We start from the raw sequence: 25,339 nt of genomic DNA, 5'->3' as shown, positions 1-25,339 counted from the left end.
GCTAAAGCGACCGGGCCATGACCAGCCACGACATCTTCGCCACGATGCGCGCCCGTATCGTCGCCGCACTCCGCGAGATCCTGCCGGACCTGCCGGAGGAGGCCTTCGCGCGCGTGCAGACCGAGCCGCCGCGCGATGCGGCGCATGGCGACATGGCGACCAACGGGGCGATGGTGGTCGCCAAGGCCGCCCGCCAGCCGCCGCAGAAGATCGCCACCGCGCTGGCCGAACGCCTCGCCGCCCTGCCGGAAGTGGCGGAGGCCACCCCGGCCGGTCCCGGATTCGTGAACCTGCGCCTGAAGGAGGATTTTCTTCGGTGCCAGGTCCCGGAAATCCTGCGCACCGGCGAGGCCTATGGCGACAGCCGGCTGGGGCAGGGGGTGCGGGTGGATGTTGAGTACGTCTCCGCCAACCCGACCGGGCCGATGCATGTCGGCCATTGCCGCGGCGCCGTCGTGGGCGATGCGCTGGCCGGGCTGCTGCACAAGGCGGGCTACGAGGTCACGCGCGAATACTACATCAACGACGCCGGCGCGCAGGTCCTGGCGCTCGCCTACGCGGCGTATTGGCGATACCTGCAAGAGCTCGGTACCACCATGACCGAGGACCATTACGCGCAATCCGTCCCCGGCGGGCTGCAGTACCGCGGCGAATACCTGATTCCGGTGGGCGCGGCGCTGAAGGAACGCCACGGCGACGCGCTGGCTGTCGCCGACGGCGTCTTCGACTATGCCGCCGCCGGCCCGGATGTCTGGCTCGACATCGTCCGCGACAGCACCGTGCATGTGATGATGGAGGCGATCCGCGAGGATCTCGCCGCCCTCGGCGTGCGGCACGACGTCTTCATCAGCGAGCGTGCGATCGTCGCCGCCGGCAGGCTCGATCAGGCGGAGAAGCTGCTCGAGGCCAAGGGCCTGATCTATCGCGGCGTGCTGGAACCGCCGAAGGGCAAGACGCCGGACGACTGGGAGCCGCGCGAGCAGACGCTGTTCCGCGCCACGCAGTTCGGCGACGACGTGGACCGGCCGCTGCGCAAGTCCGACGGCTCCGGCACCTATTTCGCGAACGATGTCGCCAACCACCTCGACAAGATCGAGCGCGGCTTCCCCGAGCTGGTGCATGTCTGGGGTGCGGACCATGGCGGCTACGTCAAGCGCATGAATGCCGCCGTCGCGGCGCTGTCCGACGGGCGCGTGAAGCTCGACGTGGTGCTGACGCAGATCGTGCATGTGATGAAGGGCGGCCAGCCGGTGCGCATGTCCAAGCGCGCCGGCACCTATGTCACGCTGCGCGACCTGATCGAGGAGGTCGGCAAGGACGCCGTGCGCTTCACCATGCTGACGCGCAAGGCGGATGCGCAGATGGAATTCGACCTCGACAAGGTGGTGGAGCAGTCGCGCGACAACCCGGTCTTCTACGTGCAGTACGCCCATGCCCGCTGCCGCAGCGTGCTGCGCGGTGCTGGTGATCCCCCGGCGGCCGAGCTGGCGGCCGCGCCGCTCGACGCCCTGGCCGACCCGGCCGAGATGGCCCTGATCCGCCGCATGGCCGCTTGGCCGCGCACCGTGGAGGCCGCGGCGGTGGCACGGGAGCCACACCGAATCGCGTTCTTTCTCCAAGACTTGGCCAGCGACTTTCATGTATTGTGGAACAAGGGGCGAGAGGACGCTACGCTGCGCTTCATCCGCGCAGAGGAGCCGGAGGCCACGCGCGCGCGGCTGGCGCTGGTGGCGGCCACGGCGGTGGTGCTCCGCTCGGGCCTCGCCGTGATGGGGGTCGAGCCGGTCGAGGAGATGCGATGACGACGGATGCGATGGTGCCATCCTATCGGGTGCAGCGGGAGGCTTCCGCCCTCCCCTGGCGCATGCTGGCTGTCGCCGGCGTGCTTCTGGCGCTGGTCGCCGGCGGCGCCGGTGGCTGGTGGGCGTTCCAGCGCTTCGGCGGGCCGCAGACCATCCCGGTGGTGGAGGCCGATCCGCGTCCCTACAAGGTCCGCCCGGACGATCCGGGCGGGCTGCGCGTGCCCAACCAGGCCGAGCTGATCCTCGAACGCCCGGCTGCCCGGAGCCAGGGGCCGGCCCAGGCGGGCCGGGCCTCCGCGCTGGCGCCGGAGGCGGAGACGCCAGACCTCAACATGCTGCGCGCCGCCGTGGCGCCGCCGCCGGTCTCCGTGGCAGCGGCCCCGCCGCAGCCGGCGCCGGAACCCGCCGCGGCGCCCGAAGTGGCTGCCGCCGCGCCACCCGCGCCTGAGCCCGCACCGCAGCCGGCTGCGGCACCCGCCCCGGCGCGCGCCGCCACCGGGTCCGTCCAGGTGCAGCTCGGCGCGCTGACCAGCGTGGAGGCCGCGCGCGCCGAATGGGCGCGGCTCAATCGGCTGGTGCCGGAGCTGCTGGAGGGCCGCACGCCGCAGATCGTCCGCTTCGAGCGCGAGGGCCGCTCGCCTCTGTTCCGCCTGCGGACCGGCGGTCTGCCGGACGCCGACACCGCCGCGGAGTTCTGCGAGCAGATCAAGGCCAGGCGCGGCGCCTGCATGATGGTGCGCAGCTGAGCACCGCCACGGCGCCGCGCGCCGCCATCGTCGGCATCGCGGGCACGACACTCACGGCCGAGGAGGTGGCGCTGTTCCGGCGCCGCCGCCCGCTCGGCGCCATCCTGTTCCGCCGCAATGTGGAGGCGCCGGCGCAGCTGGCGGCGCTCACCGCCGCGCTGCGCGAGGAACTCGGCGGGGACGCGCCCATCCTGGTGGACCAGGAAGGCGGCCGTGTCGCGCGGCTGCGGCCGCCCCACTGGGCCGCCTATCCCACGCCCGCCAGCTTCGAAGGTGGCCCGGCCGCGGCAGCCGAGGCCAATGCCGCGCTGCTCGGGGCGGAATGTGCCGCGTTCGGCCTCGACGTGGTCTGCGCGCCCTGTCTCGACCTGCGGCTGCCCGGCCAGCACCAGGTGATCGGCGACCGCGCCTTCTCGGCCGATCCGGCGGAGATTGCCCGGATCGGCGCCGCCTGGGTGCGCGGCCTGCAGTCGGCCGGCTGCATCCCGGTGATCAAGCACATCCCCGGCCACGGCCGCGCCCTGGTGGACAGCCACGAGAGCCTGCCGCGGGTGGACGCCCCGGCGGCCGACCTGGCCGCCGACATCGCGCCCTTCCGTGACCTTGCGGGATGCGGCGATCCGGCCTCCCTTTGGGCGATGACGGCGCATATCCTCTACGCCGCCTGGGACGCGCAGCGTCCCGCCACGCTTTCTCCCGTGGTGATCGAGCGGGTGATCCGCGGCGAGATCGGCTTCGACGGCGTGCTGGTTTCCGACGATCTGGCGATGGGGGCGATGGGCGGCCTGTCCGACGACCTGGCCGGCGCGGCGATCGGCGCCGGCTGCGACCTGGTGCTGCACTGCACCGGCGTGCTGGCCGAGACGGCGGCGATCCTCGAAGCCTGCCCGGTTCTGTCCGACCAGGCCGCCCGCCGGCTCGATGCCGCGCGTGCCGCGACGGAGCGTGCTCGCCTGCCGGCCCAGGTCGTCGCGTGACGCACCGATGATCGGCGAGATCGCCGCGGTCGCGCTCGCCGCCATCCTGGCCATCACGCTGCACGAGGCGGCGCATGGCTATGCCGCCAAATGGCTGGGCGACGACACCGCCGCGCGGCTCGGGCGGCTCAGCCTCAACCCGATCCGCCATGTGGACCCGGTCGGCACGCTGATCGTGCCGGGCATCCTGCTGGCCGGGCAGTTGCTGACCATGGGCTCGGTGCAGGCGATGTTCGGCTGGGCCAAGCCGGTGCCGGTGGATATCTGGCGGCTGCGCAACCCGCGATGGGGCATGGTCCTGGTGGCGGCGGCCGGGCCAGGGATCAACTTCGCGCTTGCCTGGGGCTTCGGCATCGCCGCCCATGGTGTGGAGGCGGGGGCCGAGTCGCTGCCGATCGGCGCGGTGGAATGGCTGCTGCGCTTCATCGCGTTGAGCATGCTGGTGAATGTGATCCTCGCCTGTTTCAACCTGCTGCCGATCCCTCCGCTCGATGGCGGCCGCATCCTGGTGGGGGTCCTGCCGGCGCCGCTTGCGGCCGGCGTCGCCCAGCTGGAGCGGGTGGGGCTGCTGCTGGTCATCGGCGTCGTCTTCCTGCTGCCCATGGCGATCCCCGGGCTCGATCCGCTCGGCTGGCTGCTGCGCAACGTCGCGCTGCCGGTGCTGCGCCTGATCTTCATCCTCTCCGGCCATGGGGGGCCCGCATGACCGCGACCGCACCCGCCTTTCCGGCGCCGCTCGGCGATGCGGGCACGCATGTGCTGCATCTGCAACTCGACGGCTTCGAAGGCCCGCTCGACCTGCTGCTGGAACTGGCGCGGAGCCAGAAACTCGATCTCGGCACCATCTCGATCGTCGCGCTGGTGGACCAGTACCTCGCGGTGATCGAGCAGGCACGCGGCCTCCGGCTGGAGGTGCGGGCCGAGTGGCTGGTGATGGCCGCCTGGCTCGCCTGGCTGAAATCCCGCCTGCTGCTGCCGAAGGAGGAGACCGCCGGCGAGGACCCGGACGCACTCGCCGGCCGGCTGACCGACCGCCTTGCCGAGCTGGAGCGGATGCGCGCCGGCGCCGCCTGGCTCGGCGCCCGTCCGCAGCTGAACCGGGACGTGTTCCCGCGCGGCGCGCCGGAGGATCTGCGCGTCGAGGATCGCTCCGGCATCCGCGCCGACCTTTCGGCTCTCTGCCAGGCCTATGTGGCGGGGCGGCGCCGGGCACTGGCGAAGCGGCCCTACCGGCCGAAGCCCCGCCGGCTGTGGTCGGTGCAGGAGGCCATCGGCAGGCTTTCGCGCGTGATCGGCGAGTTCCCCTCCTGGGCGGTTCTCCAGCGATTCCTGCCTGATGACGACGTCGGCGCGATGCTCGATACCGTGGAGCGCCGGGCGGCTCTTGCCAGCACGCTCGTGGCAAGCTTGGAGATGGCTCGCGGCGGTGCGTTGGAGCTTCGCCAGGAGCGGGCCTTCGGCCCCATCATGCTCCGCCGTGCCGAGCGCGTGGAGGAGAGCCAGGATGTCCGCGCCGCCTGAGGAGCCGGCGGAAGACGCAGCAATCGGCACCACCGAGGTCGCCTTCGTCGCGACCCCGGAGGCCGTGCGGCTCGCCGAGGCGCTGCTCTTCGCGTCCGACCGGCCGGTGACGCCGGCGCGGCTGCAGCAGGTGCTGCCTGAGGGGCAATCCGCCGAGGCGGTGCTGGCGGCGCTGCGCGGCGTGCTGGAGGGCCGCGGCGTGGTGCTGGCCGAGGCCGCCGGCGGCTTCGCGCTGCGCACCGCGCCCGACCTGGCGCCGGCGCTGACCCGGGTGGTGGAGGTGCCGCGCCGCCTGCCGCGGGTGGCGATGGAGACGCTCGCGGTGATCGCCTGGCACCAGCCGGTGACGCGGGCGGAGATCGAGGAGATCCGTGGCGCGGGGCTTTCCCAGGCGACGCTTGAGGCGCTGCTGGAGAACGGGCTGATCGCGCCGAAGGGCCACAAGGAAGTGCCGGGACGCCCGACGCTGTGGGGCACCACCGGGCGCTTCCTGGAACAGTTCGGCCTCGGCTCGCTGCGCGACCTGCCGAAGCGCGAGGAACTGGTCAGTGCCGAGGCCGCGGCGCCGCTGCTCTCGGCAGCGCCGTTGGTGCAGGAACCGGGGGAGGCGGCGGATGCGCCGGCCGACGAATCCGGGCCGGCTCGATCTGATGTGTGATGTCTGTGTCGGGCAGCCCCCGGCCGCGTCAGCGGCCTGCGCGCAGCGCAACCTCGCCCCCGCGCGCAGCCGCGCCTAGGCGCGGAAGCCCCCCGGCGCACTGCGTCGAGGCCGGAGGCGCCGCCCGGCGCCTGAGGGCTCGGTAACTTGTCCATCGCCTTCCAGGATATCCGCCACAGCTACCCCGAACGCGGCGAGGTGCTGCGCGGCCTCTCGCTTGCCGCGAAGCCGGGCGAGATCGTCTGCCTGCTAGGCCCCTCCGGCTGCGGCAAGACCACGCTGTTGCGCCTCGCCGCCGGGCTGGAGCCGTTGCAGGCCGGGCGGATCAGCCTGGGCGGGGAGACCATCGCCGAGCCGGGGCGCGAGGTGCCGCCCGAGGCCCGCGGCGTCGGCTTCGTGTTCCAGGACTACGCGCTGTTCCCGCATCTGACGGTGGAGGACAACGTCGCCTTCGGCCTGCGCTTCGTCCCCCGCGGGCAGCGGAAGTGGCGGATCATGGATGCGCTGGCCCGCGTCGGGCTCGAAGCCTACGCCAAGGCCTGGCCGCACATGCTCTCGGGCGGGCAGCAGCAGCGCGTGGCGCTCGCCCGCGCGCTCGCGCCACGCCCCGCCGTGCTGTTGCTCGACGAGGCCTTCGCCAGCCTCGATGCCCGGCTGCGCGAGCAGGTGCGCGACGACACGCTGCATGTGCTGCAGGAAGCCGGCATCGCCACCTTGATCGTCACCCACGATGCGGAGGAGGCGATGTTCATGGCCGACCGCATCGCGCTGATGAACGAGGGGCGGATCGAGCAGCTCGGCACGCCGGCCGACCTCTACCTCGGCCCGGCCAGCCGTTTCGTCGCCACCTTCCTCGGCGAGGTCAACCGGCTGCCCGCCAGGTTGCACGCGGGCCGGGCGGAGACGCCGATCGGCACCATCGACCTCGGCAACCGCTTGCCCCCGGGCGGGCTGCCTGGCGAGGACGGCGCGGCGCTGGAGGTGCTGCTGCGCCCGGAGGGGCTGCGCGTGCTGGAGGCGCCCACGCCCGACGGCCCGCCGGCGCCGCTGGCCGGGCATCTCGCCGGCTGCGGCGCGGTGGCGGAGGTTGAGGCCTGCCGCCTGCTCGGCGCCACAACCCTGGTACATCTCGCGGTGCCGGACGGGCAGGGCGGGCTGCTGCATCTCCATGCCAGGCTGCCGCCCGGAATCTGGCTGAGCCGTGGAGAGAAGGTGTCGGTTGCGATGGATGCCGAGCGGGCCTTCGTATTCCCGCCCGAGGCACCCTAAGTAAGTCCGAAGCCAGGGTCCCGACCTGCCGGGGCCTCATTGGCGGGGCGCGGTCTTCCTGCTAACGGAAACGCCCCGCGGCCCGGGCGGACAACCGGGAGCGGAGAAGGGGTGGCATGCTCGGTCTCGACTGGACGGAACTCGCGCTGATCGCGGTGGTCGCGGTGGTCATTATCGGCCCCAAGGACCTGCCGGAGGCAGTGCGCGGGATCGCCAAGGGCATCCAGAAGCTGCGCGCCATGGCCGGGCAGTTCCAGGGCCAGCTTGACGAGGTGGTGCGCGAGGCGAAGCTCGAGGATGTGCGGAACCAGATCAACGAGATCCGCAGCTTCGACTTCCGCAGCGCGGTGGAGCGCGAGATCGACCGGGACGGGAATCTTCGCAAGACCTTCACCGAGGACCCGATCGGCAATCCGCTGAAAGACGCCTGGGACAAGACCCCGGAGCCCGAGCACGGCGCCACCGTGACCCCGCCGCCGCAGCCTGGAGCCGACGGCGCGCCGCCGCCCGCGGTCTCCGCGGCGCCGGCCTTCGTGCCACCGGGCGTTGCCGCGGCGATGCCGCCGCCGCCCATGTCCCCGCCCGCCGCCGTGCCGACCGTCACCGCGGAGGCGCCGCCGGCCGTCGCGCCGGAGGCGCCGCCAGCCTTCGTGCCGCCGCCCGCTGCCACGCCCGTCGCCCAACCCGCGCCCGCACGCGCCGGAGGGCCGCCCGGTGGCGGCCCCGGCTCCGCGGCCTGAGACCTGGACGCCCCAACCTTGCCGCGCGAAGACAACGATACGATTGACGACAAGCCGATGCCGTTGATCGAGCATCTCATGGAGCTGCGCACGCGGCTCATGTGGTCGATCGGCGCCTTCATCATCGCGTTTGCGATCTGCTATTACTTCTCGCGGCAGATCTACGGATTCCTCGCCGCGCCGCTGGCCGACATCCTTGCGGCGCAGAGCGGGACGGAGCGGCGGATGATCTTCACCGCACTGTACGAAGCCTTCTTCACCTATCTGAAGGTGGCCTTCTTCGGCGCGGTATTCTTCTCCTTCCCCATGTGGGCGACGCAGCTCTGGCTGTTCATCGCGCCGGGCCTCTACCGGTCGGAGAAGCGGGCGATCACCCCGTTCCTGGTCGCCTCGCCCTTCCTGTTCATCTTCGGCGCGGCGCTGGCGTATTACGCGATCTTCCCGATGGCCTGGAGCTTCTTCATCTCCTTCGAGACGCCGGCCGAGGCGGGCACGGTGGCGATCCAGCTCGAGGCGAAGGTCAGCGAGTATCTCTCGCTGGTGATGCACATGATCCTGGCCTTCGGCATCGCCTTCCAGCTGCCGGTGCTGCTGACGCTGCTCGCGCGCGTCGGCATCGTCAGCGTGGAGGGGCTGAAGAAGGGTCGGCGCTACGCGATCGTCGGGATGTTCGTCGTGGCAGCAATCATCACGCCGCCCGACGTGATCAGCCAGATCGGCCTCGCCCTGCCGCTGATCCTTCTCTACGAGATCTCGATCCTGGCGGCGGGCTGGATGGCGCCGAAGCCGGACAAGGGGGCGACGTGACGGCGGAGGCCGCGGCACCGAATCGAATGCGCGCGGACCAGGCCGTGGTCGAGGGCGCCGTCTTTGATGAGGACATGTACGACGCGACGAACATCTCGGCACGTCGCATTGGCCTCGGCGGCGTCATCGACGCTTCGACTGCCCAGGGCCAGCATGGGCCTCGCTGGACCGAGGAAGAGCATGGTGCCTTTCTTGACGGGTTGCGCAAGCTTCCCTAGCCGGAGCGTGTGCCGCGTTCCGCGGCGCATGACGCAACGGGTTCCCGACCATGCATGACATCAAGGCGCTGCGCGCCGACCCCGCTGCCTTCGACGCGGCGCTGGCGCGGCGAGGCTTGCCGTCTGCGGCAGACGCGATCCTTGGCATCGACCGCGCCCACCGCGAGCGCAAGCAGGGCATCGAGCAGCGTCAGCAACAGCGCAATGCGCTGGCGAAAGCGATTGGCGAGTCCAAGCGGAAGGGCATTCCCACCGAGCGAGAGGAGGCTGAGGCGCTCCGCATCCGCAACGAGATCGGGGAGTTTGAGACGGAGGTCCAGGCCCACGAGCAGTCGTTGCGGGCGCTCCTCGCAACCCTCCCCAACCGCCTCGACCCCGACGTGCCGGACGGCGCCGACGAATCGGCCAACGTCGTCCTGCACGTCCACGGCACGCCGCGCGAGTTCCCCTTTGCGCCAAAGCAGCACTTCGAGATCGGCGAGGCGCTCGGGCTGATGGAGTTTGGCACCGCCGCCAAGCTCGCCGGGGCCCGCTTCACCGTGCTGAAGGGCGCGCTGGCGCGGCTCGAGCGTGCGCTTGGCCAGTGGATGATCACGCTGCATACGGAGGAACACGGCTACACCGAGGCGACCGTGCCCTACCTGGTCAACGACGCCACGATGTACGGCACCGGCCAGTTGCCGAAATTCGCCGAGGACTTGTTCCGCACCACCGATGGGCGATGGCTGATCCCGACCGCCGAAGTGCCGCTGACGAATTTCGTGGCCAGGGAGATCCTGGCCGAGGCCGCGCTGCCGTTGCGGCTGACGGCGCTTACGCCGTGCTTCCGCTCGGAGGCGGGCTCGGCCGGACGCGACACGCGCGGGATGCTGCGCCAGCACCAGTTCGCCAAGGTGGAGCTCGTCTCCGTCACTGCACCAGGTGAATCCGATGCCGAGCATGAGCGCATGACGCGCTGCGCCGAGCGGGTGCTGACCGAACTCGGCCTGACCTGGCGGCGCGTTCTGCTCTGCGCCGGCGACACTGGCTTTGGCGCCGCGAGGACCTACGATCTGGAGGTCTGGCTGCCTGGCCAGCAGGCATGGCGCGAGATCTCCTCCTGCTCCAACTGCCGCGACTTCCAGGCGCGGCGGATGGACGCACGCTTCCGGACGGCGGGTGCGAAGGGGACGGAGTTCGTGCACACGCTGAACGGCTCGGGCGTCGCGGTAGGGCGGGCACTGATCGCCGTGCTGGAGACTTTGCAGGATGAAAGCGGGTCCGTGACTGTTCCGGAAGTCCTGAGGCCCTGGATGGGTGGAATTACTCGGATCAGTTCAGCGACTGCGTAGTTGTTGCAGCTGCGATGACTTTGGTTTCGCACCATTTGAAATAGGGCGATTTCGAGGCAGTTAGAAACCCGGCAGCTTTTTCTTGCGTTCGCCGCGCCAGTGCCCCGCCCGATCACCTCCGGGGCCATGGAGCGAGCGCATGTCAGGCACCAGCAGCCCATTGTTCCGTATTGAAGACATCCTTGGCGACGACATTCTCGGCGACCGCGAGACCGAAGGCGTCAACGAGGCGCTGACAGATGTCGGGGAGACATTGGACGACGCGGACCAGCCGCTGGACGATCTCGCCGACGACGCGGCGCAGGCGGCCGATGATGCCGACGAGCCGGTGGATGATCTCGCCGATGACGCAGAGCGGGCCGCCGACGACGCGGACGAGCCGCTGGAAGATCTCGCCGACGACGCGGCGCAGGCGGCCGATGATGCCGACGAGCCGGTGGATGATCTCGCCGATGACGCAGAGCGGGCGGCCGACGACGCCGGCGAGCAGCTGGACGACCTCGCCGATGAGTTCGGGCAGGCGGCGGATGATGCCGACGAACCACTGGACGACCTCGCCGAGGACGTCGAGCAGGCGATAGACGAGGCCGAGGATGAGTTGGACGACCTCCCCGAAGACGTCACCGGCGCCGGTGCCGGGTCGGTGCTTGCCTGGGTCACGCCGGTCAACAACTCCGGTGCCCAGGCGCTCGCGCAGCTGAGGCTCGACGGCGATGCGCTGCGCGTCACGATCGAGGGCAGCGGCTTCACGCCGGGCGAGGCGCATGCCATCGCGCTCTCCGGCCTCGGGGGCGGCCAGGCCAGCCGCCTGCCGACCGTGGCGGACGACGCCGACGGCGATGGCACGCTGGACGCGACCGAGGCGGCGAGCGCCGCCGGGCCCGTTCTGCTCGAACTCGGCAACCCGGTGGCCGATGCGGAGGGCAACATCAGCTTCTCCGGCACCGTCACGCCGGATGCCGCGACGCTTGCCGCATTGGAGACCCGGCTGGATGGCCGCCTGCTCGCCATCGAGGGGCTGGACGAGGCCGGTCCGGACACCGGCTACCAGGCCGATATCCCTGCCGCCGGTGGCCTGACCCACGACGTGCCGGGGCAGCTCGGGACGGTGCTGAACGTGCTGACGGCGCTCTCGCCGGATCTCGCCGGCGACGTCTTCCGCGGGCTGCTGGATGCGCAGGCCCCCTACACCCTGGCGCCGGACGGCAGCGGCCCGATTTCAGCGGAGGATCCGGACGTGGCCGGGACGGATGCGACGCGCTTCGTCAGCCTGATCCAGCCCGCCAACAACTCCGGCGTGTTCGGCGCCGCGGTCGTGACCTTCGACGAGGCGGCCGGGACGGTCGCGGTGGATCTGGAGCTCGACGGGCTGACGCCGGGCGCCGAGCACCCGATGCACATCCATGGCTTCGCCGATGACCGGGCCTCGCTGGTGCCGAACCTGCAGCTCGACACGGATACCGACGGGTTCCTGGAGGCGAGCGAGGCGATGGGCGTGATCGGCCCGGTGCTGCTCGGCTTCACCACCGATGGCGAGGTCAGCGACGCGACCCTCATCGGCGACTTCCCCGTTGCCGATGCGGACGGACGGGTCAGCCTTGAGCAGACCTACGATTTCGACCTGTCGGATCCGGGCGAGGCGCAGATCTTCGAGGAGTTCCAGGACCGCTTCGCCGGGCGGCAGATCGAGGTGCATGGCCTGACCACCACCGCGGCCCAGGGCGAGGGGACCGGGGGCGAGGTGAACGGGGAGGCCGGGTACCAGCCGGGGCTTTCCGTCGCTTCCGGTGCGCTGCTGCCGGTCGAGGGCGTGTCCGGCGCGCTCGCCGCGGGGGTGGGCTATGTCATCCAGGCCGGGCTCTCCGGCGAGGAGATCGGGCTGCAGGGCTTCCTGGATGCCCTCGCTCCGGCCTTCGGCGGAGACAGCCTGCTGGGCTGAGGCGTGTGACCCGGGCCGGCCGGCTCAGGCGGCGATGCGCACGCCGAGCCGGCCGGCCATATCCTGCACGAACTGCCAGGCCACGCGGCCGGAGCGGCCGCCGCGGGTGATGGACCACTCGACGGCGGCCTTGCGCAACTCCTCCGTCCCGATCGGCAGGGCGAAGCTCTCGGCGTAGCCCTCGATCATCGCGAAGAAGGTCTCCTGGTCGCAATTGTGGAAGCCGATCCACAGGCCGAAGCGGTCGGACAGGCTGACCTTCTCCTCCACCGCTTCCTGGCCGTGGATGGCGCCGCGGCTCTCGTTCTCGATCATGTCGCGCGGCATCAAGTGGCGGCGGTTGGAGGTGGCGTAGAACAGGACATTGGCCGGGCGGCCCTCGATGCCGCCGTCGAGCACGGATTTCAGCGCCTTGTAGTCGGCGTCCTCGCGCTCGAAGGAGAGGTCGTCGCAGAACACCAGGCAGCGACGCTCCTGCCCGCGGAGGATGTTCAGCAGGTCGGGCAGGGTTCGGATGTCCTCGCGGTGGATCTCGATCAGGGCCAGCGCGCCCGCCACTTCGGCATTGGCCGCGGCATGCGCGGCCTTGACCAGCGAGGACTTGCCCATCCCGCGTGCGCCCCAGAGCATCGCGTTGTTGGCCGGCAGGCCGCGGGCGAAGCGCAACGTGTTCTCCAGCAGGATCTTCTTCTGCTGCTCCACGCCCTTCAGCAGCACCACCTCCACCGCGGCGATGCGGGGCACCGGGGCGAGGTGCGGCAGCGGCGCGGGGTGCCACACGAAGCCATCCGCGGCACCGAGGTCCGGGCGTGCCGGCGGGGCGGGGGCAAGCCGTTCGAGCGCCTCGGCGATCCGGGTCAGCGTGGGCAGCAGGGCATGGGCAGCGGGATCGGGCACGGGGCAGTTCCGGAGGACGGGTTGACGGCAGGGGGGCGGAAGCTAGGTTGCGGCCCGACACGCCGCAATCCTACCTCCCTTCCCATCGAACAAGACGGACGCCGGACCGCCCATGTGGATCTCCCCCGCCTACGCCCAGGATGCCGCCGGTGGCACCGGCGCCGTGGTCATGCAGCTGCTGCCGCTGATCCTGATCTTCGCGGTCTTCTACTTCCTGCTGATCCGACCGCAGCAGAAGAAGATGAAGGAGCATCGCGCGATGCTCGGCTCGCTGAAGCGCAACGACAAGGTCATCACCGGCGGCGGCATCCTCGGCACCATCACCAAGGTGCGCGACGACAGCGACGAGATCGAGGTGGAGCTGGCGCCCAACATGCGGGTGACCGTGCTGCGCGGGACGATCACCAGCGTGGTGCGCCCGCCGGCCGCGGCGAACGACGCCAAGGCCGCCGACGCGGCGAAGGGCTGAGCCGGGGAGGGCGCCGCCCTCCGCCGGGCATCGGGTTCGTCGTCGCGGCGGACCCGGCGGGCGCCTGATCCGGGGCGTATCGCGGCGTCGTCAGCCGCAGCATCCGCCGGCCTTGGGTGCCGGCGCCTTCGCCGGGCCGCAGCACCCGCCGATCGCTGCCGCAACCGGCGCCAGCGCTGGCGCGCGTTCGGTCGAGCAGACGCCGGTTTCGGGCAGCACCAGCTCCACCCGTCGCGCCGCGGCGATGTCGCCGGCAAGGAAGGCGGCGATGGAGCGCACCTGCTCATGGCCGGTGGCCAGCAGGAAGGTCGGCGCGCGGCCATAGCTCTTCATGCCGGCGATCCAGAAGCCGGCTTCCGGGTGGCGCAACTCGGCCTCGCCATGCGGACGCACCGTGCCGCAGGAATGCTGGTTGGGGTCGATCAGCGGCGCCAGTGCCGGCGTCGCCTCCACCGCCGGGTCGAGGCCGAGACGCACCTCGCGCAGGCAGGAGAGGTCCGGGCGGAAGCCGGTGGCGACGATCATCCGGTCGGCCCGCACCGTCGTCACCCGCGCCTCCTGCCGGCCGGTGACGGCCAGCGCGCCGTCCTGATCGGCGATGCGGTCGATCAGGAAGGGGGCGAGGGCGGTCACCGCGCCCTGCTCCACCAGCGCCTGCGCCCGCGCGCCGAGTGCGCCGCGCTCGGCCAGGCCGTCCTTCGCGCCGCCGCCGAAATTCACCGCGCCGAGCGGACGGCGGAAGGCCCAGAGGATGCGGGTGCCCGGTTCCTCCTTCGCCAGCTCGACCAGGTCCAGCACCGCGTTCATTGCCGAATGGCCGGCGCCGACCACCAGCGTCGTCCTGCCGGCATAGGTCGCGCGTTCCGTGCCGCTTATGTCGGGGATGCCGTAGGCGATGCGGTCGGCGAGCGCCGTCTCGCCGGGGGCGGGCAGTCCATGGCTGCCGGCGGGGTTCGGTGCATGCCAGGTGCCGGAGCAATCCACCACCGCGCGCGCTTCCAGCGTCTCGATGCCCTGGTTGGTCTCGACCTGGATCACGAAGGGTGCGGCGTCGCGGGCGGCGCCATCATGCAGGCGGCCGAGGTCGCGGCGGGCGATGCCCAGCACCTTCGCTCCGGTGCGGATGCGCCCGCGCAGCGCCTTCGTCGCGGCAAGCGGGGCGAGGTAGCGCGCCACCAGCTCGGCGCCGGTGGGATAGATGGCGGGATCGGGCGCCTGCCAGCCCTCGGTCGCGAGCAGCGCCCGCGCGGCGGCATCGGTGTTGAACTCCCAGGGCGAGAACATCCGCACATGGCCCCAGGCGCGGACCGCGTGGCCGATCTCCGGCCCGGCTTCGAGCACGATGGGATCGAGACCGCGGGCAAGCAGCTGCGCGGCGGCGGCGAGGCCGATGGGGCCGGCGCCGATGACGGCGATCGGCAGGTTGGTCTGGCTCATGGGCATTCTCCTCGATGCATAGATGATTGAGGTATAGGGGCACAGGAAAACGGGCTGCGCGTCATGCGCAGCACTCGCTGTTGTCGCCGCTTGCGGCCCGTTCGGCACGGGCGTGGTCGGCGGCGGCGAAGGCGCGGCCGGTGTCCTGCAGCGCCGTGGTCGCCTCCATCCAGGCGTCGAGGGCGACACGGAAGGCGGCGCGGCCGGCCTCGGTCAATTCATAGACGCGGCGCTGGCGGCCCTGCACCACCTCCTCGGTGGCGGTGACGAAGCCGCCGGTCTCGAACTCGCGCAGCACCGGGTAGATGGTGCCCTCGGTCGGCGAGCAGCAGCCGCCGGTGGTGCGCGCGACCAGGCGGGCGATGTCATAGCCATGCAGCGGCCCGTCATGCAGCACGCGCAGGATGAAGAACTTGGACAGGCCCATCTTGATGGTGCCCGCCCAGTATTCGCGCGAAGCGTAGTTCACGCGGGGCGGGGCGGCGCGGCGGAGCGGTTCCATGGCCCCTTCTTATACCTCAATGACCAATGCATCAAGCACCAAATCGGGGCTACAGCCAGCCGAGGCTCCGCTCCCGCTCCGACCCTCGGGCGACGACGAACAGCCCAAGCCCCGCGGCCGCCACCCCCACCAGCATCGTCGCATAGGCCGCCGCCATGCCGACATCGCCCGACAGCGCCTGCTGGTAGGCGGCAATCGGCAGCGTGCGCGTGGTGCCGGTGTAGAGCACGATCGAGGCCGACAGCTCGGAGAACACCTCCACCCAGGCGATCGCGGCACCTGCCAGGATGCCCGGCCGCATCAGCGGTACCATCACGCGGCGGAAGCCGGTCAGCGGCGGGTCGCCCAGGCTGCGCGCCGCATCCTCCAGCCCGCGATCCACCTGGTAGACAATGCCGGCCGCGGCGCGCGTCATGTAGGGCAGGCGGCGGACGAAATAGACGGTGACGATGATCGTCGCCGTGCCGGTCAGCAGCAGCGGCGGCTCGTTGAACACGGTGGCGTAGCCGATGCCGAGCACCGTGCCCGGCACCACGTAGGGCACCATGATCAGCAGGTCGAGCAGGCGCGGCAGCGGGCCACTGCGGCGCGCGATGACGTAGCCGACCGCCGCGCCGACCACCACGATCATCAGCAGCGCGAGGCCGGCGAAGAGCAGGCTGTTCCACAGCGCATCGCCCATCGCCGCGATCGCGCGCGCGTAGTTGTCGAGCGTCGGCACCGGCTGGAACACCACGCCGCGCACCTCGAGGAAGGAGCAGACCGTCACCACGATCTGCGGCGTGCTGGCCAGCGCCACCAGCGCGCCGGCGCCGAAGGCGAGCAGCGCGCCCGCAGGGCCTGCGAGTCGCGTCGGCGCCGCGCCACCGCCGGTGTCGTCCGCCACGGATCGCCGGCCGGAAAAGATGCGCAGCGCCACCACCAGCAGCAGCGCGATCGCCACCAGCACCGCGGAGGTGGTCGCCGCCATGCCCGGCTCCGCGCCGATCTCCGAGAGGTAGAGCGAGAAGGCCAGTGTCGCCAGCACCGGGAAGCGCTCGCCCTCGCCGAGGATGGAGGGCGTGCCGAAATCCGAGATGATGCCGAGGAAGACCAGCAGCGCGCCGGTCAGCACCGAGGGCAGCACCAGCGGCAGCGTCACCGTGCGGATCACGCCGAGCCGCCCGCGGCCGAGGCTGGCGCCCGCATCCTCAAGCGTGCGGTTCACCCGCGCCAGGCCGCCGCGCACCACCAGGAACACGATCGGGTAGAGCGCGAAGGCGCTGGCCAGCGCGATGCCGAAAGTGCCGTAGATCGGCGGCAGCTCGATGCCGATGCCGCGCGCCGCCTGCGTCACCAGCCCGCTGCGGCCGAACAGCATGATCCAGGCATAGGCGCCGACGAAGGGGGGCGAGAGCATGGAAAGCAGGATCGCGATCTCGATCCACGCCTTGCCGCGGAAATCGTAGCGCGCGAAGGCCAGCGCCAGCGGCAGCCCGATGGCCAGCGCGATCAGCGTGCCGAGCGCGCCGACCTTCAGGCTGTTGAACAGCGCGCGCCGGAAATAGCCGGAGCCGAAGAAGGCGCGGTAGTTCTCCAGCCCGAAGCGGCCGCTCTCCTGCCCGATCAGGCTCTGCCGCGCGAGCTCGGCCAGCGGCAGCGCGACGAAGACCAGCATGAAGGCCACGGTCGCCCAGGCGATCGCCGTCCAGGGGTCATCCCGCACGCCGCGCAGCAGGCGCTTGGGCCAGGCTGGCGCGGCGAGCGTTGCGCTCATGCGATGCGGCTGCCGTCGGCGGCGGAGAACAGCAGCAGCCTTGCGGGATCGAAAGCGAGCCGCACCTCGGCGCCTTCCGCCGGCAGCGGCAGCGCGCTCGGCAGGTCCGCCTCCAGCGCCGCGCCGCCCGGCAGGTGCAGCCGCAGGCGCGAGCGCGGGCCGAGATAAGCGAGGCTCGCCACGAGGCCGGTGAGGCAGCAGGCCGGCGGGTCCTCCGCCGTGGCGAGTCGGAGATCCTCGTTGCGCAGCGCCGCCCGCGCGGCACCTTCCGGCCGTGCCACGGCGGAAGGCAGCGGGAAGGCCGCGCCGCCGCCGATGCGCGCGGCCGCGCCCGCACCATCGCGCAGCAGCGTCGCGTCCAGCCAGTTGCAGCCGCCCACGAATTCCGCGACGAAGGCATGGGCGGGGGATTCGAACACCTCTCTCGGCGGGCCCAGCTGGCGGATGCGCCCGCGCTCCATCACCGCGATGCGGTCGGAGATCGCCAGCGCCTCCTCCTGGTCATGCGTGACGTAGAGCGTGGTGATGCCCATCTCGCGCTGCATGTGGCGGATCTCGTCACGCATCTCGATCCGCAGCTTGGCGTCGAGGTTGGAGAGCGGCTCGTCCATCAGCAGCAGGTCGGGCTCGATCACCATCGCCCGCGCCAGGCCGACGCGCTGCTTCTGCCCGCCGGAGAGCGCATCCGGGAAGCGCTCGGCGAGCCCGCCGAGCCGCACGCGCTCCAGCGCCGCCGCGACGCGCCGCGAAGCCGCCTCGCGCGGCACGCGCCGCGCGCGCAGCCCGTAGGCGACGTTCTCGGCCACCGAGAGATGCGGGAAGACGGCGTAGCTCTGGAACACCATGCCGAAGTTGCGCGCCTCCGGCGGCGTGCCCTCCAGGCTGCGGCCGGCGAGGCGCAGCGAGCCTTCCTCCTGCTGCAGGAAGCCCGCGACGACGCGCAGCAGCGTGGTCTTGCCGCAGCCCGAAGGGCCGAGCAGCGTCAGCAGTTCGCCCCGTGTCGCCGTGAGGTCCACGCGGTCCAGCGCCGTGAAGGCGCCGAATCGCTTGACCAGCCCGGCGATTGCGAGATGCGGCGCCGGGCCGGAAGCCGGATCAGCGGCGGACAAGGCGGAGGTAGCGGGCCAGTGCCTCGCGCTGGCGCGCGTTCGACCACTCGACGGGGATGTTCTTGATCGGCAGCGTCGAGGGATCGGCCGCGCCCGCCGGCGGCGCCACATCGGTGCGGATCGGCCGGCGGCCGAAGCGCTGCACGATCAGCGTCTGCGCCTCGACCGAGGCGATGTAGTCGAGCAGCGCGCGCCCGCCGTCCGGGTTCGGACCGCCGGCGACCAGCGCCATCGCATCGGCGCCGAGCGTGATGCCCTCGCGCGGATAAACCACACGCACCGGCGCACCGCCGGCGATGTAGCGGCCCGCGAAATCCTCGAGCGTCAGGCCGAGCGCGTATTCGCCCTGCGCCACGCCGCGCGGCACCGCGCCGGAGCTGCCGGTGATGACGAAGTTCTCGAGCATGCGCTCGAACAGGCGCCAGCCCTCGTCCTCGCCGAAATTGTAGAGGATCTGCAGCATCTGCTGCAGCGCCGAACCGGAGCGATCGGCGCCGGCGAAAGCGATCTTGCCCTTCCACTTCGGGTCGGCGAGCTCCGCCCAGGTGGAGGGGATCTCGGCTTCCGGCACTAGGCGGGTGTTGACCGCCAGCACGTTCGGGATGGTGACGGAGAAGGGGATCCAGTTCGGGCTCACCTTCACCGCCGGCAGTATGGCTGCGTCGCCCTGCACCGTGTATCGCGCGAAGACGCCTGGATTGGCATCGATCGGCTCGCCGCCGACCGAGACGATGCAATCGGCCAGCGGGCGCGTGCGTTCGGCCAGCAGCCGCCGCACCAGCTCACCGGAGCCGGCGGCGACGATCTGCACATCGGCGCCGCTGCGCGCCTTGAAGCCCGGCGCCAGCGCCGTCACGCCATCGGAGAAGGCCGTGTACGCCACCACGGCGCGCGCTTGCGCCAGCGCGGGACGCGTGGCCGCGAAGGCCGCGGCGATGGCGGACAGGCAGGCGGTTCGGCGCCCAAGCATCATCGGTCTCTCCTCATCCGGCGGCGGCCCGGCGCCTCCGCCCGTTCGCGTCCCGGCGATCGCGGGGAGGGCAAAGGATGCTGGCCAGCCTCCGCATCGCAGACCCGTCGGCATCCCAGGGTCTGGACGTTCCGCATTGTATGGCATCGCCCGCGCAGAGCGATAGCGGCGCGATCATGATGATGCGGTGGCATGGGGGGAGATCGGCGGCGGCGCACCGCGCTCGCGGGTTCCGCCGCGGCGTCATGGCGCCGGGAGGGACGGAGTCCCTCCCGGCGGGCGGTGTCAGGCGCTCTGGCCGGACTTCAGGCCGCCCTTGTTCATCAGGTCGGCGACGACTTCCCAGTTCACCAGCTTGTCCAGGAAGTTCTGCAGGTAGTTCGGGCGCACGTTGCGGAAATCGAGGTAGTAGGCGTGCTCCCACACATCCACGCCGAGGATCGGCTGGCCTTCGCCGGTCGAGACCGGGTTGGCGCCGTTCGGCGTCTTGGTCACCTTGAGCTTGCCGTCGCCACCGATGACCAGCCAGGCCCAGCCCGAACCGAACTGCGTCACGCCGGCCTGCTTGAAGTCCTCCTTGAACTTCGCCAGTCCGCCGAGGTCGCTGTCGATCTTGGCTTGCAGCGCGCCGGGCAGCTTGTCGCCGCCGCCGCCGGGCTGCATCACCTGCCAGAACAGGACGTGGTTGTAGTGCTGGCCGGCCTGGTTCAGCACCGGCAGGCCGTCGGCGCTGGCCTTGCCGGCTTCGGCGCAGATCTGCTCCAGCGTCTTGCCGCCGAGGCCCTTGCTCTCGATCAGGCCGTTGAGCGCGGTGACATAGGCGTTGTGGTGCTTGCCGTGGTGCAACTCCAGCGTCTCCTGGCACATACCGTTGGCGGCGAGCGCATTGGTCGAATAGGGCAGGGGGGGCAGGCTGAAGGGCATGGATTTCTCCCGTTTGGCACAGTTGGCCGGTCGTTGACCTAGGCTTGGGCCGGGGGAGCGTCAACCGCGCTTGCAACCACTGCGCGGGACCGTCATCTGGCCCGGGATGCCCGATACCTCCGCACCCGCTGGCGAGACGGCTGGCGACCTGGCCGGTTTCGTCCGCCTGCACGATCCGGACCGCTTCCTCTGCGCGCTCTTCGCGCCCGCCGAGCGGCGCCCGGCGCTGTTCGCCCTGCTGGCCTACAATCACGAACTCGCCCGCGCACGGGAGGCGGCGAGCAACCCGATCGCGGCGCTGATCCGCCTGCAGTGGTGGCGCGAGGCGGTGGCTGAGGCGGCGGAGGGCCGGCCGGCGCGCCGGCACGAGGTGGCAACGCCGCTGCATGCCGCGATCGCGGCAGGGCTGCTCGATCCCGCCGACCTCTCGGCGCTGGCCGATGCGCGGGAGGCCGAGGCCGCCGAGGAGGGCCTGCCGACCCGCGTCGCCTTCGCCGCGCATCTGCGCGGCACGGCGGGCGGCGTGGCGGTGGCGGCGGGCCGGCTGCTCGGCGCGGCCGGCGAGGCACTGGTGGCGCTGCAGGCCCTTGGCGCGGCGTATGGGCTGGCCGGCGTGCTGCGCAGCGTCGCGGCCCATGCCGCGCAGGGCCGCTGCCTGCTGCCCGGCGACGCGCTGGCCGAAGCCGGGCTGGATGCCGCGGCGGTGATCCAGGCGCCCGAGTCGGCCGCGCCGGTGATCCGCCGGTTGGCCGAGGCGGGGCTCGGCGACCTGGCGGCCGCACGTGCCGCCGCGGGCGGCGTGCCGCGCGGCGCGGTGGCAGCCGCGTTGCCGGCGGTGCTGGCGGCGCGTGACCTGCGGCGGCTCGCGGCGGGGCGGGAGGTGCCGGCGCCGCGCGGCCTCGGCGACCGGATGGCGGTGACGCTCGCTGGGCTGCGCGGGCGCGCCTGAGCCTGCCTTCCGGCCCGGGGCCTTTCCCTCTAGCGTCGTCGGGCATTGGGGGGAGGGTCAGCCATGTGCTGGTCCATGGGTGTTTCGGCGGGAATGGTTGCGCTCGGCAGCGCGGCGACAGTCCTGACCTTGCGTCGCGGCGACCCGCCGGCCGTGCCCGCCGCCGTGGCCTGGTTCACCTTCATGGAGGGGCTGCAGGTCGCCGGCTACGGCGTGGTGGACCAGTGCGGCAGCGGGGCGAACCAGGCGATCACCCTGCTCTCCTACCTGCACATCGCCTTCCAGCCGCTGTTCATCAACGCCTTTGCCATGACCCTGCTGGCCGGCGGCGTCTCCGCCTGGATGCGCACGGGCGTCCACCTGGCCGGCGGTGCCTCGGCCACGACCATGCTGCTGCAACTCTACCCCTTCGACTGGGCCGGCACCTGCCGCGAGGGCACGGCGCTCTGCGCGGCGGCGCTGTGCACCGTCTCGGGCGATTGGCACATCGCCTGGAACATCCCCTACAATGCGCTGGTGCCGGCGATTGACCTGCTGCCGGGCACGGTCTGGACGTTCCCGACCTACATGGTCGCGGTGTTCATCGTGCCGCTGTTCTACGGCGCCTGGCGCTTCGTGGTGTTCCACGCGCTGGCCGGGCCGATCCTCGCCTCGTTGCTGACCGGCAACCCGAACGAGATCCCCGCCATCTGGTGCCTGTTCTCGATCGGGCTCGTCGCCTCGGGCGTGGTCCCGCCGCTGCGGCGGCTGATCTTCGGACGACCGGCGCGGCCGGTGCTGGCCTGAGGCCGGTCAGCGCCGCACCTCGCTCTCGAACGGGATCCGCAGCCGCGCGCCGGGCAGGATGTTGTCCAACGGGCGGTCCGGCCCGGTCTCGCGCAGGTGCTCGCGGCCGAAGGTCGCGCCCAGGCGCCGCTCGGGCGGCAGCATCATCGGCTCGATGCTCGGGTCGAGGCTCGAGGCGAAGTCGTCGCGTGGCGGCTCGATGCTGCGATCCGGCACGGGCGCCGGCTCGGCTGCCCGCGGCGCGCCGGAGAGCGGCAGCAGTCCAAGTGGCGTGTCGAGCGTCGGGCGGATGCGCGTCGGCTTGCCGGTCGCTGCCGCGGCGGCGGTGCTGGCCGGCAGGACGACCGCGGGGCGGGCTGCCGCCACCCGGGGGGGCGCTTCCGGCTCGGGATGCGCACAGGCTGCGAGCGCCAGCACGGGGATCACCAGCAACGGCAGGACCGCGGGCACGCGCCTCATGCGCCCTGCTCCCGCATCCGGCTGGTGCCGCGTGGATCCTCGGGCGGGTTGGTGACCGGCGCGCCGAGCGGACGGTCGCCCAGCTCGCGCCATGCCTTCAGCACCCAGTGCACCGAGGGAAAGGCGAGGTCCGGCCAGGGGATCTCGTCCCAGTCGAACAGCCGCACCTCCAGGCTTTCCGGCCCGGCGGCAAAGCCCGGCATGGCCAGATGCGCGCGGAACAGCACCTGCACCTGGCCGATCCGCGCGATGGAATAGAGCGCCAGAATTCCCTCGATCGCGATCTCGGCGCAGGCTTCCTCGCGCGCCTCGCGGCGGGCGGCTTCCTCCACCGTCTCATTCAGCTCCATGTAGCCGGCGGGGATGGTCCAGAAGCCGCGGCGCGGCTCGATGGCGCGGCGGCAGAGCAGCACCTTGCCATCCTGAACCACGACCGAGCCGGTGACGATCTTCGGGTTCTCGTAGGCGACGAATCCGCAATCGGCGCAGGTGAGCCGCTCGCGGTCCTCGCCTTCGGGAATGCGGCGGACGAAGTTCAGGGCGCCAGCAGACATGGGGGGAAAGTGGGCCGGCCGGCGGCTGGCGGCAAGCCGCGCCGTGGCGTGGGAACGATCCGTCCCCTTCGTGCGCGCAGCTCACCCGCCGCCGGCGGTACGCTCGTAGTGGCGGAAGTATTTGTCGGTGATCAGGTCGGTCTTCACCACCACGCAGACATCGGTGGTGTTGAACTGCTCGTCGAGCACCGCGCCATCGCCGATGAAGCCGCCGAGGCGGAGATAGCCCTTGATCAGCGGCGGCAGCGCGACGAGCGCGGCCTTCATGTCCACGGCGCCGAGCGGGAGACGGTCCATCGCCACGTAGCGCCCAGGCACCGCGCGCGGGCAGAGCGCCGGCGGCGCCAGGTGATTCGCGTGGAGGTAAGTCAGTTGTGGCGCCAGCGCGTCGAGGTCGGTGCCGTGCAGCGAAGCGCAGCCGAACATCAGGTCGATGCGGTGACGAAAGACGTAGGCTGCGATGCCGCGCCAGAGCAACTGCAGCGTGCCGCGCGTGCGGTAGGGCGGCGCGACGCAGGACCGGCCGAGCTCCAGCACCTCACCGGGCCAGTCGAGCAGGCGGGAGATGTCGTATTCGCTCTCGGAGTAGAAGCGGCCGAGGCGGGCTGCGCCGGCGCGGCGGATCAGCCGGTAGGTTCCGACCACCGCCTGCGGCCCGGAGCCGAGGTCGTGATCCAGCACCAGCAGGTGGTCGGCCACCGCATCGAAGGCGTCGGCGTCCCGGCGGGCGGCGGCGGTGGCGGGGTCGGCGCGTGCGCCCATCTCCTCGTAGAAGACGCGGAAGCGCAGCTCCTGGGCGGCATCCAGCTCGCCCGCGCCCTCGGCAAGGCGCAGTCCGAGGTTGCCGGCGCGCAGCTCCTCGAAGGCGCCCGGCGGGGGAGGTTCCAGCGGCGGGGGCGGGTCGTCGGGCAGCGGCCCATCGACGCTCATCTCACTTGCCCGCCTTGCGGCCTGGCCGTGCCGGGGAGGTTTCGCTGCGGCGGCCGAAGAGTTCCAGCCGCTGGCCGATGAGACCGAAGCCCAGCCGCTCGGCGATGGCGCGCGCGACACGTTCGAATTCGGCATCCTCGAATTCGATCACCTTGCCGGTGTCCACGTCGATCAGATGATGGTGATGGCCGCGGTCCGTGGGGTCAAAGCGGGCGCGACCGCCGCCGAAATCTCGCCGCTCGACGATGCCCTTCTCCTCCAGCAGGCGGACGGTGCGATAGACCGTTGCCACGGAGATGCGCGCATCCAGCGCGCTGGCCCGGCGGTAGAGTTCCTCGACATCCGGATGGTCCTCCGCCTCGCTCAGCACGCGTGCGATGAGGCGGCGCTGGCCGGTCATCTTCAGCCCGCGCTCAACGCAGAGCCGCTCGATCCGCGAGGGATCGGGGCGTGCGGCTGCTTCGGGCGGTACGGCGGCGCTTATCGGCATGTCGTGCGGCATACGGGGCAGTGCGTCCTCCGGCCGGGCACATGTCCCGGCGCGCAGTCCTCAATAGCCCCGTCCATGGCCGACCACCACCATCCGGCCGGGCCAGCGGCCGGCACGGGGCGGCGGTGCCTCGCTCAGGCGCTGGCGGAGGAGCGGCCGCGACCAGCCGGCTTGCCGAGGCGTGGCTTGGTGCCGAGGCCGATGCGCTTGGCCAGCGAGGAGCGGTGCTTGGTGTAGTTGGGCGCCACCATCGGATAGTCGGAGCCGAGGCCCCACTTCTCCCGGTACTGGTCCGGTGTGAGGTTGAAGGCGGTCTTGAGGTGACGCTTCAACATCTTCAGCTTGCGGCCATCTTCCAGGCAGATCAGGTATTCCGGCGTGATGGACTTCTTGATCGGCACCGCAGGCTGCGGTTTTTCCGCGGGCACCACCACCGGCTGCCCCATCGTGGAGAGCGTCCGGTAGACCTCCTGGATCAGCGAGGGCAGATCGGAGATCGAGACCGGGTTGTTCGACACATGCGCGGAGACGATCTCCGCCGTAAGGCCGAGGAGGTCCTGGTTTGCCGCGTTTTCGGCCATGGCTGTGCTTTCCGCTTGTGGTCGAGGCCGCTTGGAATTCCCGGCGCCGCGATGCGAGCGGCGGGAAAGGGCTCCGCACCGTGTCGCGCGGGGACATATACTATCAGGTGGCGTTAAGCCGCAACGGCCGTTACGTCACGCTACGGAGATTGATCGTATGGTATCCTACGATGCCGAAGAACAGACCGCCGATCATGAGCTGGACATCACTGCCGAGACTTGCCCGATGACCTTCGTGCGCACGCGCCTGGCGCTGGACCGCATGGCGCCGGGGCAAGTGTTGCTGGTCAGGCTGAAAGGCGAGGAGCCACGCCGCAACGTGCCGCGCACGGCGGCGGAGCAGGGGCATGCCGTGCTGCGGCAGGACGCAGCCGCGGATGGCACCGTTCGGCTCTGGATCCGCAAGGGCGGCTGAGGGGCGCTAGACCCGAGTAGCCCAGGCTGGAATCGGCTTGTGATTGGATGCGGCGCGGCAGGGTGTGATTCGTAGGCGTCCAGCTTTGGCTGGAGGCGGAGAT

At 71.5% G+C, this 25,339-nt stretch carries 28 protein-coding genes; 16 read left to right on the top strand and 12 right to left on the bottom strand.

Features of this window, described 5'->3' with window-relative positions; all coding sequences use genetic code 11:
- Positions 1-17 precede the first annotated feature (17 nt).
- The 12 genes from argS (at position 18) to ACESM1_RS08480 (ending at position 12,008) form a co-directional block, all read left to right on the top strand.
- A complete protein-coding gene (gene argS / locus ACESM1_RS08535; RefSeq protein WP_372619284.1) occupies positions 18-1,802 on the top strand; it encodes an arginine--tRNA ligase in 1,785 nt (594 codons plus the stop codon).
- Entirely contained in the window at positions 1,799-2,548 is a 750-nt protein-coding gene (locus tag ACESM1_RS08530) for an SPOR domain-containing protein (protein ID WP_372619283.1), read from the top strand. Before argS ends, ACESM1_RS08530 begins: the two co-directional genes overlap by 4 nt.
- Positions 2,497-3,525, top strand: coding sequence for a beta-N-acetylhexosaminidase (gene nagZ, locus ACESM1_RS08525; RefSeq protein WP_372619506.1), 1,029 nt, complete (start codon positions 2,497-2,499; stop codon positions 3,523-3,525). Before ACESM1_RS08530 ends, nagZ begins: the two co-directional genes overlap by 52 nt.
- A 7-nt stretch (positions 3,526-3,532) precedes the next feature.
- Positions 3,533-4,231 carry a site-2 protease family protein gene (locus ACESM1_RS08520; RefSeq protein WP_372619282.1) on the top strand — a complete coding sequence of 233 codons (699 nt, stop codon included), beginning with the start codon at positions 3,533-3,535 and terminating at the stop codon, positions 4,229-4,231.
- The gene (locus ACESM1_RS08515) at positions 4,228-5,046 is read left to right on the top strand and encodes a segregation and condensation protein A (RefSeq protein WP_372619281.1); all 819 of its coding nucleotides are present in this window, start codon (positions 4,228-4,230) and stop codon (positions 5,044-5,046) included. Before ACESM1_RS08520 ends, ACESM1_RS08515 begins: the two co-directional genes overlap by 4 nt.
- Positions 5,030-5,704 (top strand): SMC-Scp complex subunit ScpB, encoded by a 675-nt coding sequence (gene scpB / locus ACESM1_RS08510; RefSeq protein ID WP_372619280.1) that lies wholly within the window; start codon positions 5,030-5,032, stop codon positions 5,702-5,704. Before ACESM1_RS08515 ends, scpB begins: the two co-directional genes overlap by 17 nt.
- Positions 5,705-5,851: 147 nt before the next feature.
- Positions 5,852-6,973, top strand: a complete 1,122-nt coding sequence (locus tag ACESM1_RS08505; protein WP_372619279.1) for an ABC transporter ATP-binding protein — start codon at positions 5,852-5,854, stop codon at positions 6,971-6,973.
- Between the two features lie 116 nt (positions 6,974-7,089).
- A complete protein-coding gene (gene tatB / locus ACESM1_RS08500; protein WP_372619278.1) occupies positions 7,090-7,713 on the top strand; it encodes a Sec-independent protein translocase protein TatB in 624 nt (207 codons plus the stop codon).
- A 57-nt stretch (positions 7,714-7,770) separates the two neighbouring features.
- Positions 7,771-8,520, top strand: a complete 750-nt coding sequence (gene tatC / locus ACESM1_RS08495) for a twin-arginine translocase subunit TatC (protein WP_372619504.1) — start codon at positions 7,771-7,773, stop codon at positions 8,518-8,520.
- Positions 8,517-8,738, top strand: a complete 222-nt coding sequence (locus ACESM1_RS08490; protein WP_372619277.1) for a hypothetical protein — start codon at positions 8,517-8,519, stop codon at positions 8,736-8,738. The genes tatC and ACESM1_RS08490 overlap by 4 nt, the downstream gene beginning before the upstream one ends.
- Before the next feature lie 50 nt (positions 8,739-8,788).
- Positions 8,789-10,069 (top strand): serine--tRNA ligase, encoded by a 1,281-nt coding sequence (gene serS, locus ACESM1_RS08485; protein WP_372619276.1) that lies wholly within the window; start codon positions 8,789-8,791, stop codon positions 10,067-10,069.
- Between the two features lie 139 nt (positions 10,070-10,208).
- Positions 10,209-12,008: a hypothetical protein gene (locus ACESM1_RS08480; RefSeq protein WP_372619275.1), complete on the top strand. Its 1,800-nt coding sequence runs from the start codon at positions 10,209-10,211 to the stop codon at positions 12,006-12,008.
- A gap of 24 nt (positions 12,009-12,032) precedes the next feature.
- Here the strand turns inward: ACESM1_RS08480 and ACESM1_RS08475 are convergent, their stop codons facing one another.
- Positions 12,033-12,905, bottom strand: coding sequence for an ATP-binding protein (locus tag ACESM1_RS08475; RefSeq protein WP_372619274.1), 873 nt, complete (start codon positions 12,903-12,905; stop codon positions 12,033-12,035).
- Positions 12,906-13,017: 112 nt separating this feature from the next.
- Here ACESM1_RS08475 and yajC point away from each other — a divergent pair, with 112 nt between their 5' ends.
- The gene (yajC, locus tag ACESM1_RS08470; RefSeq protein ID WP_372619273.1) at positions 13,018-13,374 is read left to right on the top strand and encodes a preprotein translocase subunit YajC; all 357 of its coding nucleotides are present in this window, start codon (positions 13,018-13,020) and stop codon (positions 13,372-13,374) included.
- Between the two features lie 90 nt (positions 13,375-13,464).
- Here the strand turns inward: yajC and ACESM1_RS08465 are convergent, their stop codons facing one another.
- From ACESM1_RS08465 to ACESM1_RS08440, 6 genes are all read right to left on the bottom strand, one after another.
- Positions 13,465-14,811, bottom strand: a complete 1,347-nt coding sequence (locus ACESM1_RS08465) for an FAD-dependent oxidoreductase (RefSeq protein ID WP_372619272.1) — start codon at positions 14,809-14,811, stop codon at positions 13,465-13,467.
- Between the two features lie 61 nt (positions 14,812-14,872).
- Positions 14,873-15,313, bottom strand: a complete 441-nt coding sequence (locus ACESM1_RS08460; protein ID WP_372619271.1) for a PadR family transcriptional regulator — start codon at positions 15,311-15,313, stop codon at positions 14,873-14,875.
- 49 nt (positions 15,314-15,362) lie between these two features.
- Positions 15,363-17,069, bottom strand: a complete 1,707-nt coding sequence (locus tag ACESM1_RS08455) for an ABC transporter permease (protein ID WP_372619270.1) — start codon at positions 17,067-17,069, stop codon at positions 15,363-15,365.
- On the bottom strand, positions 17,066-18,178 hold the full coding sequence (locus tag ACESM1_RS08450; RefSeq protein WP_372619269.1) for an ABC transporter ATP-binding protein: 1,113 nt from the start codon (positions 18,176-18,178) through the stop codon (positions 17,066-17,068). Before ACESM1_RS08450 ends, ACESM1_RS08455 begins: the two co-directional genes overlap by 4 nt.
- Positions 18,165-19,151 carry an extracellular solute-binding protein gene (locus tag ACESM1_RS08445; RefSeq protein WP_372619268.1) on the bottom strand — a complete coding sequence of 329 codons (987 nt, stop codon included), beginning with the start codon at positions 19,149-19,151 and terminating at the stop codon, positions 18,165-18,167. The genes ACESM1_RS08450 and ACESM1_RS08445 overlap by 14 nt, the downstream gene beginning before the upstream one ends.
- Positions 19,152-19,433: 282 nt before the next feature.
- On the bottom strand, positions 19,434-20,072 hold the full coding sequence (locus tag ACESM1_RS08440; RefSeq protein WP_372619267.1) for a superoxide dismutase: 639 nt from the start codon (positions 20,070-20,072) through the stop codon (positions 19,434-19,436).
- 106 nt (positions 20,073-20,178) lie between these two features.
- On the opposite strand from ACESM1_RS08440, the gene ACESM1_RS08435 reads away from it, so the two are divergent.
- Both ACESM1_RS08435 and ACESM1_RS08430 read left to right on the top strand, forming a co-directional pair.
- Entirely contained in the window at positions 20,179-21,021 is an 843-nt protein-coding gene (locus ACESM1_RS08435) for a squalene/phytoene synthase family protein (RefSeq protein WP_372619266.1), read from the top strand.
- Between the two features lie 63 nt (positions 21,022-21,084).
- Complete coding sequence (locus tag ACESM1_RS08430; protein ID WP_372619265.1) at positions 21,085-21,807, top strand: DUF5765 domain-containing protein; 723 nt, start codon at positions 21,085-21,087, stop codon at positions 21,805-21,807.
- A 6-nt stretch (positions 21,808-21,813) separates the two neighbouring features.
- Here the strand turns inward: ACESM1_RS08430 and ACESM1_RS08425 are convergent, their stop codons facing one another.
- The 5 genes from ACESM1_RS08425 to ACESM1_RS08405 all read right to left on the bottom strand — a co-directional run bounded on the left by ACESM1_RS08425 (position 21,814) and on the right by ACESM1_RS08405 (position 24,821).
- Entirely contained in the window at positions 21,814-22,266 is a 453-nt protein-coding gene (locus tag ACESM1_RS08425; RefSeq protein ID WP_372619264.1) for a hypothetical protein, read from the bottom strand.
- Complete coding sequence (locus ACESM1_RS08420; RefSeq protein WP_372619263.1) at positions 22,263-22,820, bottom strand: NUDIX domain-containing protein; 558 nt, start codon at positions 22,818-22,820, stop codon at positions 22,263-22,265. Before ACESM1_RS08420 ends, ACESM1_RS08425 begins: the two co-directional genes overlap by 4 nt.
- An 81-nt stretch (positions 22,821-22,901) precedes the next feature.
- Entirely contained in the window at positions 22,902-23,750 is an 849-nt protein-coding gene (locus ACESM1_RS08415) for a GNAT family N-acetyltransferase (RefSeq protein WP_372619262.1), read from the bottom strand.
- A gap of 1 nt (position 23,751) precedes the next feature.
- The gene (locus tag ACESM1_RS08410; protein ID WP_372619261.1) at positions 23,752-24,240 is read right to left on the bottom strand and encodes a Fur family transcriptional regulator; all 489 of its coding nucleotides are present in this window, start codon (positions 24,238-24,240) and stop codon (positions 23,752-23,754) included.
- Positions 24,241-24,374: 134 nt separating this feature from the next.
- Entirely contained in the window at positions 24,375-24,821 is a 447-nt protein-coding gene (locus ACESM1_RS08405; RefSeq protein ID WP_372619260.1) for a MucR family transcriptional regulator, read from the bottom strand.
- Between the two features lie 157 nt (positions 24,822-24,978).
- Between ACESM1_RS08405 and ACESM1_RS08400 the strand changes: the two genes are divergently transcribed.
- Positions 24,979-25,236, top strand: coding sequence for a sulfurtransferase TusA family protein (locus tag ACESM1_RS08400; RefSeq protein ID WP_372619259.1), 258 nt, complete (start codon positions 24,979-24,981; stop codon positions 25,234-25,236).
- The last annotated feature ends 103 nt before the right edge of the window (positions 25,237-25,339 follow it).

Origin of the sequence: Falsiroseomonas sp. (genome assembly GCF_041690465.1) — a bacterium.
Taxonomy (GTDB): Bacteria; Pseudomonadota; Alphaproteobacteria; order Acetobacterales; family Acetobacteraceae; genus Falsiroseomonas.
Note: the sequence above shows the minus strand (reverse complement) of the source record. Positions and strands in the feature narration are given on the sequence as shown.

Coding starts and splice junctions, on each gene's coding strand:
- ACESM1_RS08455 (WP_372619270.1), bottom strand. CDS start 17,069: ATGAGCGCAACGCTCGCCGCGCCAGCCTGGCCCAAGCGCCTGCTGCGC.
- ACESM1_RS08465 (WP_372619272.1), bottom strand. CDS start 14,811: ATGAGCCAGACCAACCTGCCGATCGCCGTCATCGGCGCCGGCCCCATC.
- ACESM1_RS08410 (WP_372619261.1), bottom strand. CDS start 24,240: ATGCCGATAAGCGCCGCCGTACCGCCCGAAGCAGCCGCACGCCCCGAT.
- serS (WP_372619276.1), top strand. CDS start 8,789: ATGCATGACATCAAGGCGCTGCGCGCCGACCCCGCTGCCTTCGACGCG.
- argS (WP_372619284.1), top strand. CDS start 18: ATGACCAGCCACGACATCTTCGCCACGATGCGCGCCCGTATCGTCGCC.
- yajC (WP_372619273.1), top strand. CDS start 13,018: ATGTGGATCTCCCCCGCCTACGCCCAGGATGCCGCCGGTGGCACCGGC.
- ACESM1_RS08530 (WP_372619283.1), top strand. CDS start 1,799: ATGACGACGGATGCGATGGTGCCATCCTATCGGGTGCAGCGGGAGGCT.
- ACESM1_RS08515 (WP_372619281.1), top strand. CDS start 4,228: ATGACCGCGACCGCACCCGCCTTTCCGGCGCCGCTCGGCGATGCGGGC.
- ACESM1_RS08420 (WP_372619263.1), bottom strand. CDS start 22,820: ATGTCTGCTGGCGCCCTGAACTTCGTCCGCCGCATTCCCGAAGGCGAG.
- ACESM1_RS08415 (WP_372619262.1), bottom strand. CDS start 23,750: ATGAGCGTCGATGGGCCGCTGCCCGACGACCCGCCCCCGCCGCTGGAA.
- ACESM1_RS08425 (WP_372619264.1), bottom strand. CDS start 22,266: ATGAGGCGCGTGCCCGCGGTCCTGCCGTTGCTGGTGATCCCCGTGCTG.
- ACESM1_RS08460 (WP_372619271.1), bottom strand. CDS start 15,313: ATGGAACCGCTCCGCCGCGCCGCCCCGCCCCGCGTGAACTACGCTTCG.
- scpB (WP_372619280.1), top strand. CDS start 5,030: ATGTCCGCGCCGCCTGAGGAGCCGGCGGAAGACGCAGCAATCGGCACC.
- ACESM1_RS08435 (WP_372619266.1), top strand. CDS start 20,179: ATGCCCGATACCTCCGCACCCGCTGGCGAGACGGCTGGCGACCTGGCC.
- tatC (WP_372619504.1), top strand. CDS start 7,771: ATGCCGTTGATCGAGCATCTCATGGAGCTGCGCACGCGGCTCATGTGG.
- tatB (WP_372619278.1), top strand. CDS start 7,090: ATGCTCGGTCTCGACTGGACGGAACTCGCGCTGATCGCGGTGGTCGCG.
- ACESM1_RS08480 (WP_372619275.1), top strand. CDS start 10,209: ATGTCAGGCACCAGCAGCCCATTGTTCCGTATTGAAGACATCCTTGGC.
- ACESM1_RS08430 (WP_372619265.1), top strand. CDS start 21,085: ATGTGCTGGTCCATGGGTGTTTCGGCGGGAATGGTTGCGCTCGGCAGC.
- ACESM1_RS08445 (WP_372619268.1), bottom strand. CDS start 19,151: ATGATGCTTGGGCGCCGAACCGCCTGCCTGTCCGCCATCGCCGCGGCC.
- ACESM1_RS08400 (WP_372619259.1), top strand. CDS start 24,979: ATGGTATCCTACGATGCCGAAGAACAGACCGCCGATCATGAGCTGGAC.
- ACESM1_RS08440 (WP_372619267.1), bottom strand. CDS start 20,072: ATGCCCTTCAGCCTGCCCCCCCTGCCCTATTCGACCAATGCGCTCGCC.
- ACESM1_RS08520 (WP_372619282.1), top strand. CDS start 3,533: ATGATCGGCGAGATCGCCGCGGTCGCGCTCGCCGCCATCCTGGCCATC.
- ACESM1_RS08405 (WP_372619260.1), bottom strand. CDS start 24,821: ATGGCCGAAAACGCGGCAAACCAGGACCTCCTCGGCCTTACGGCGGAG.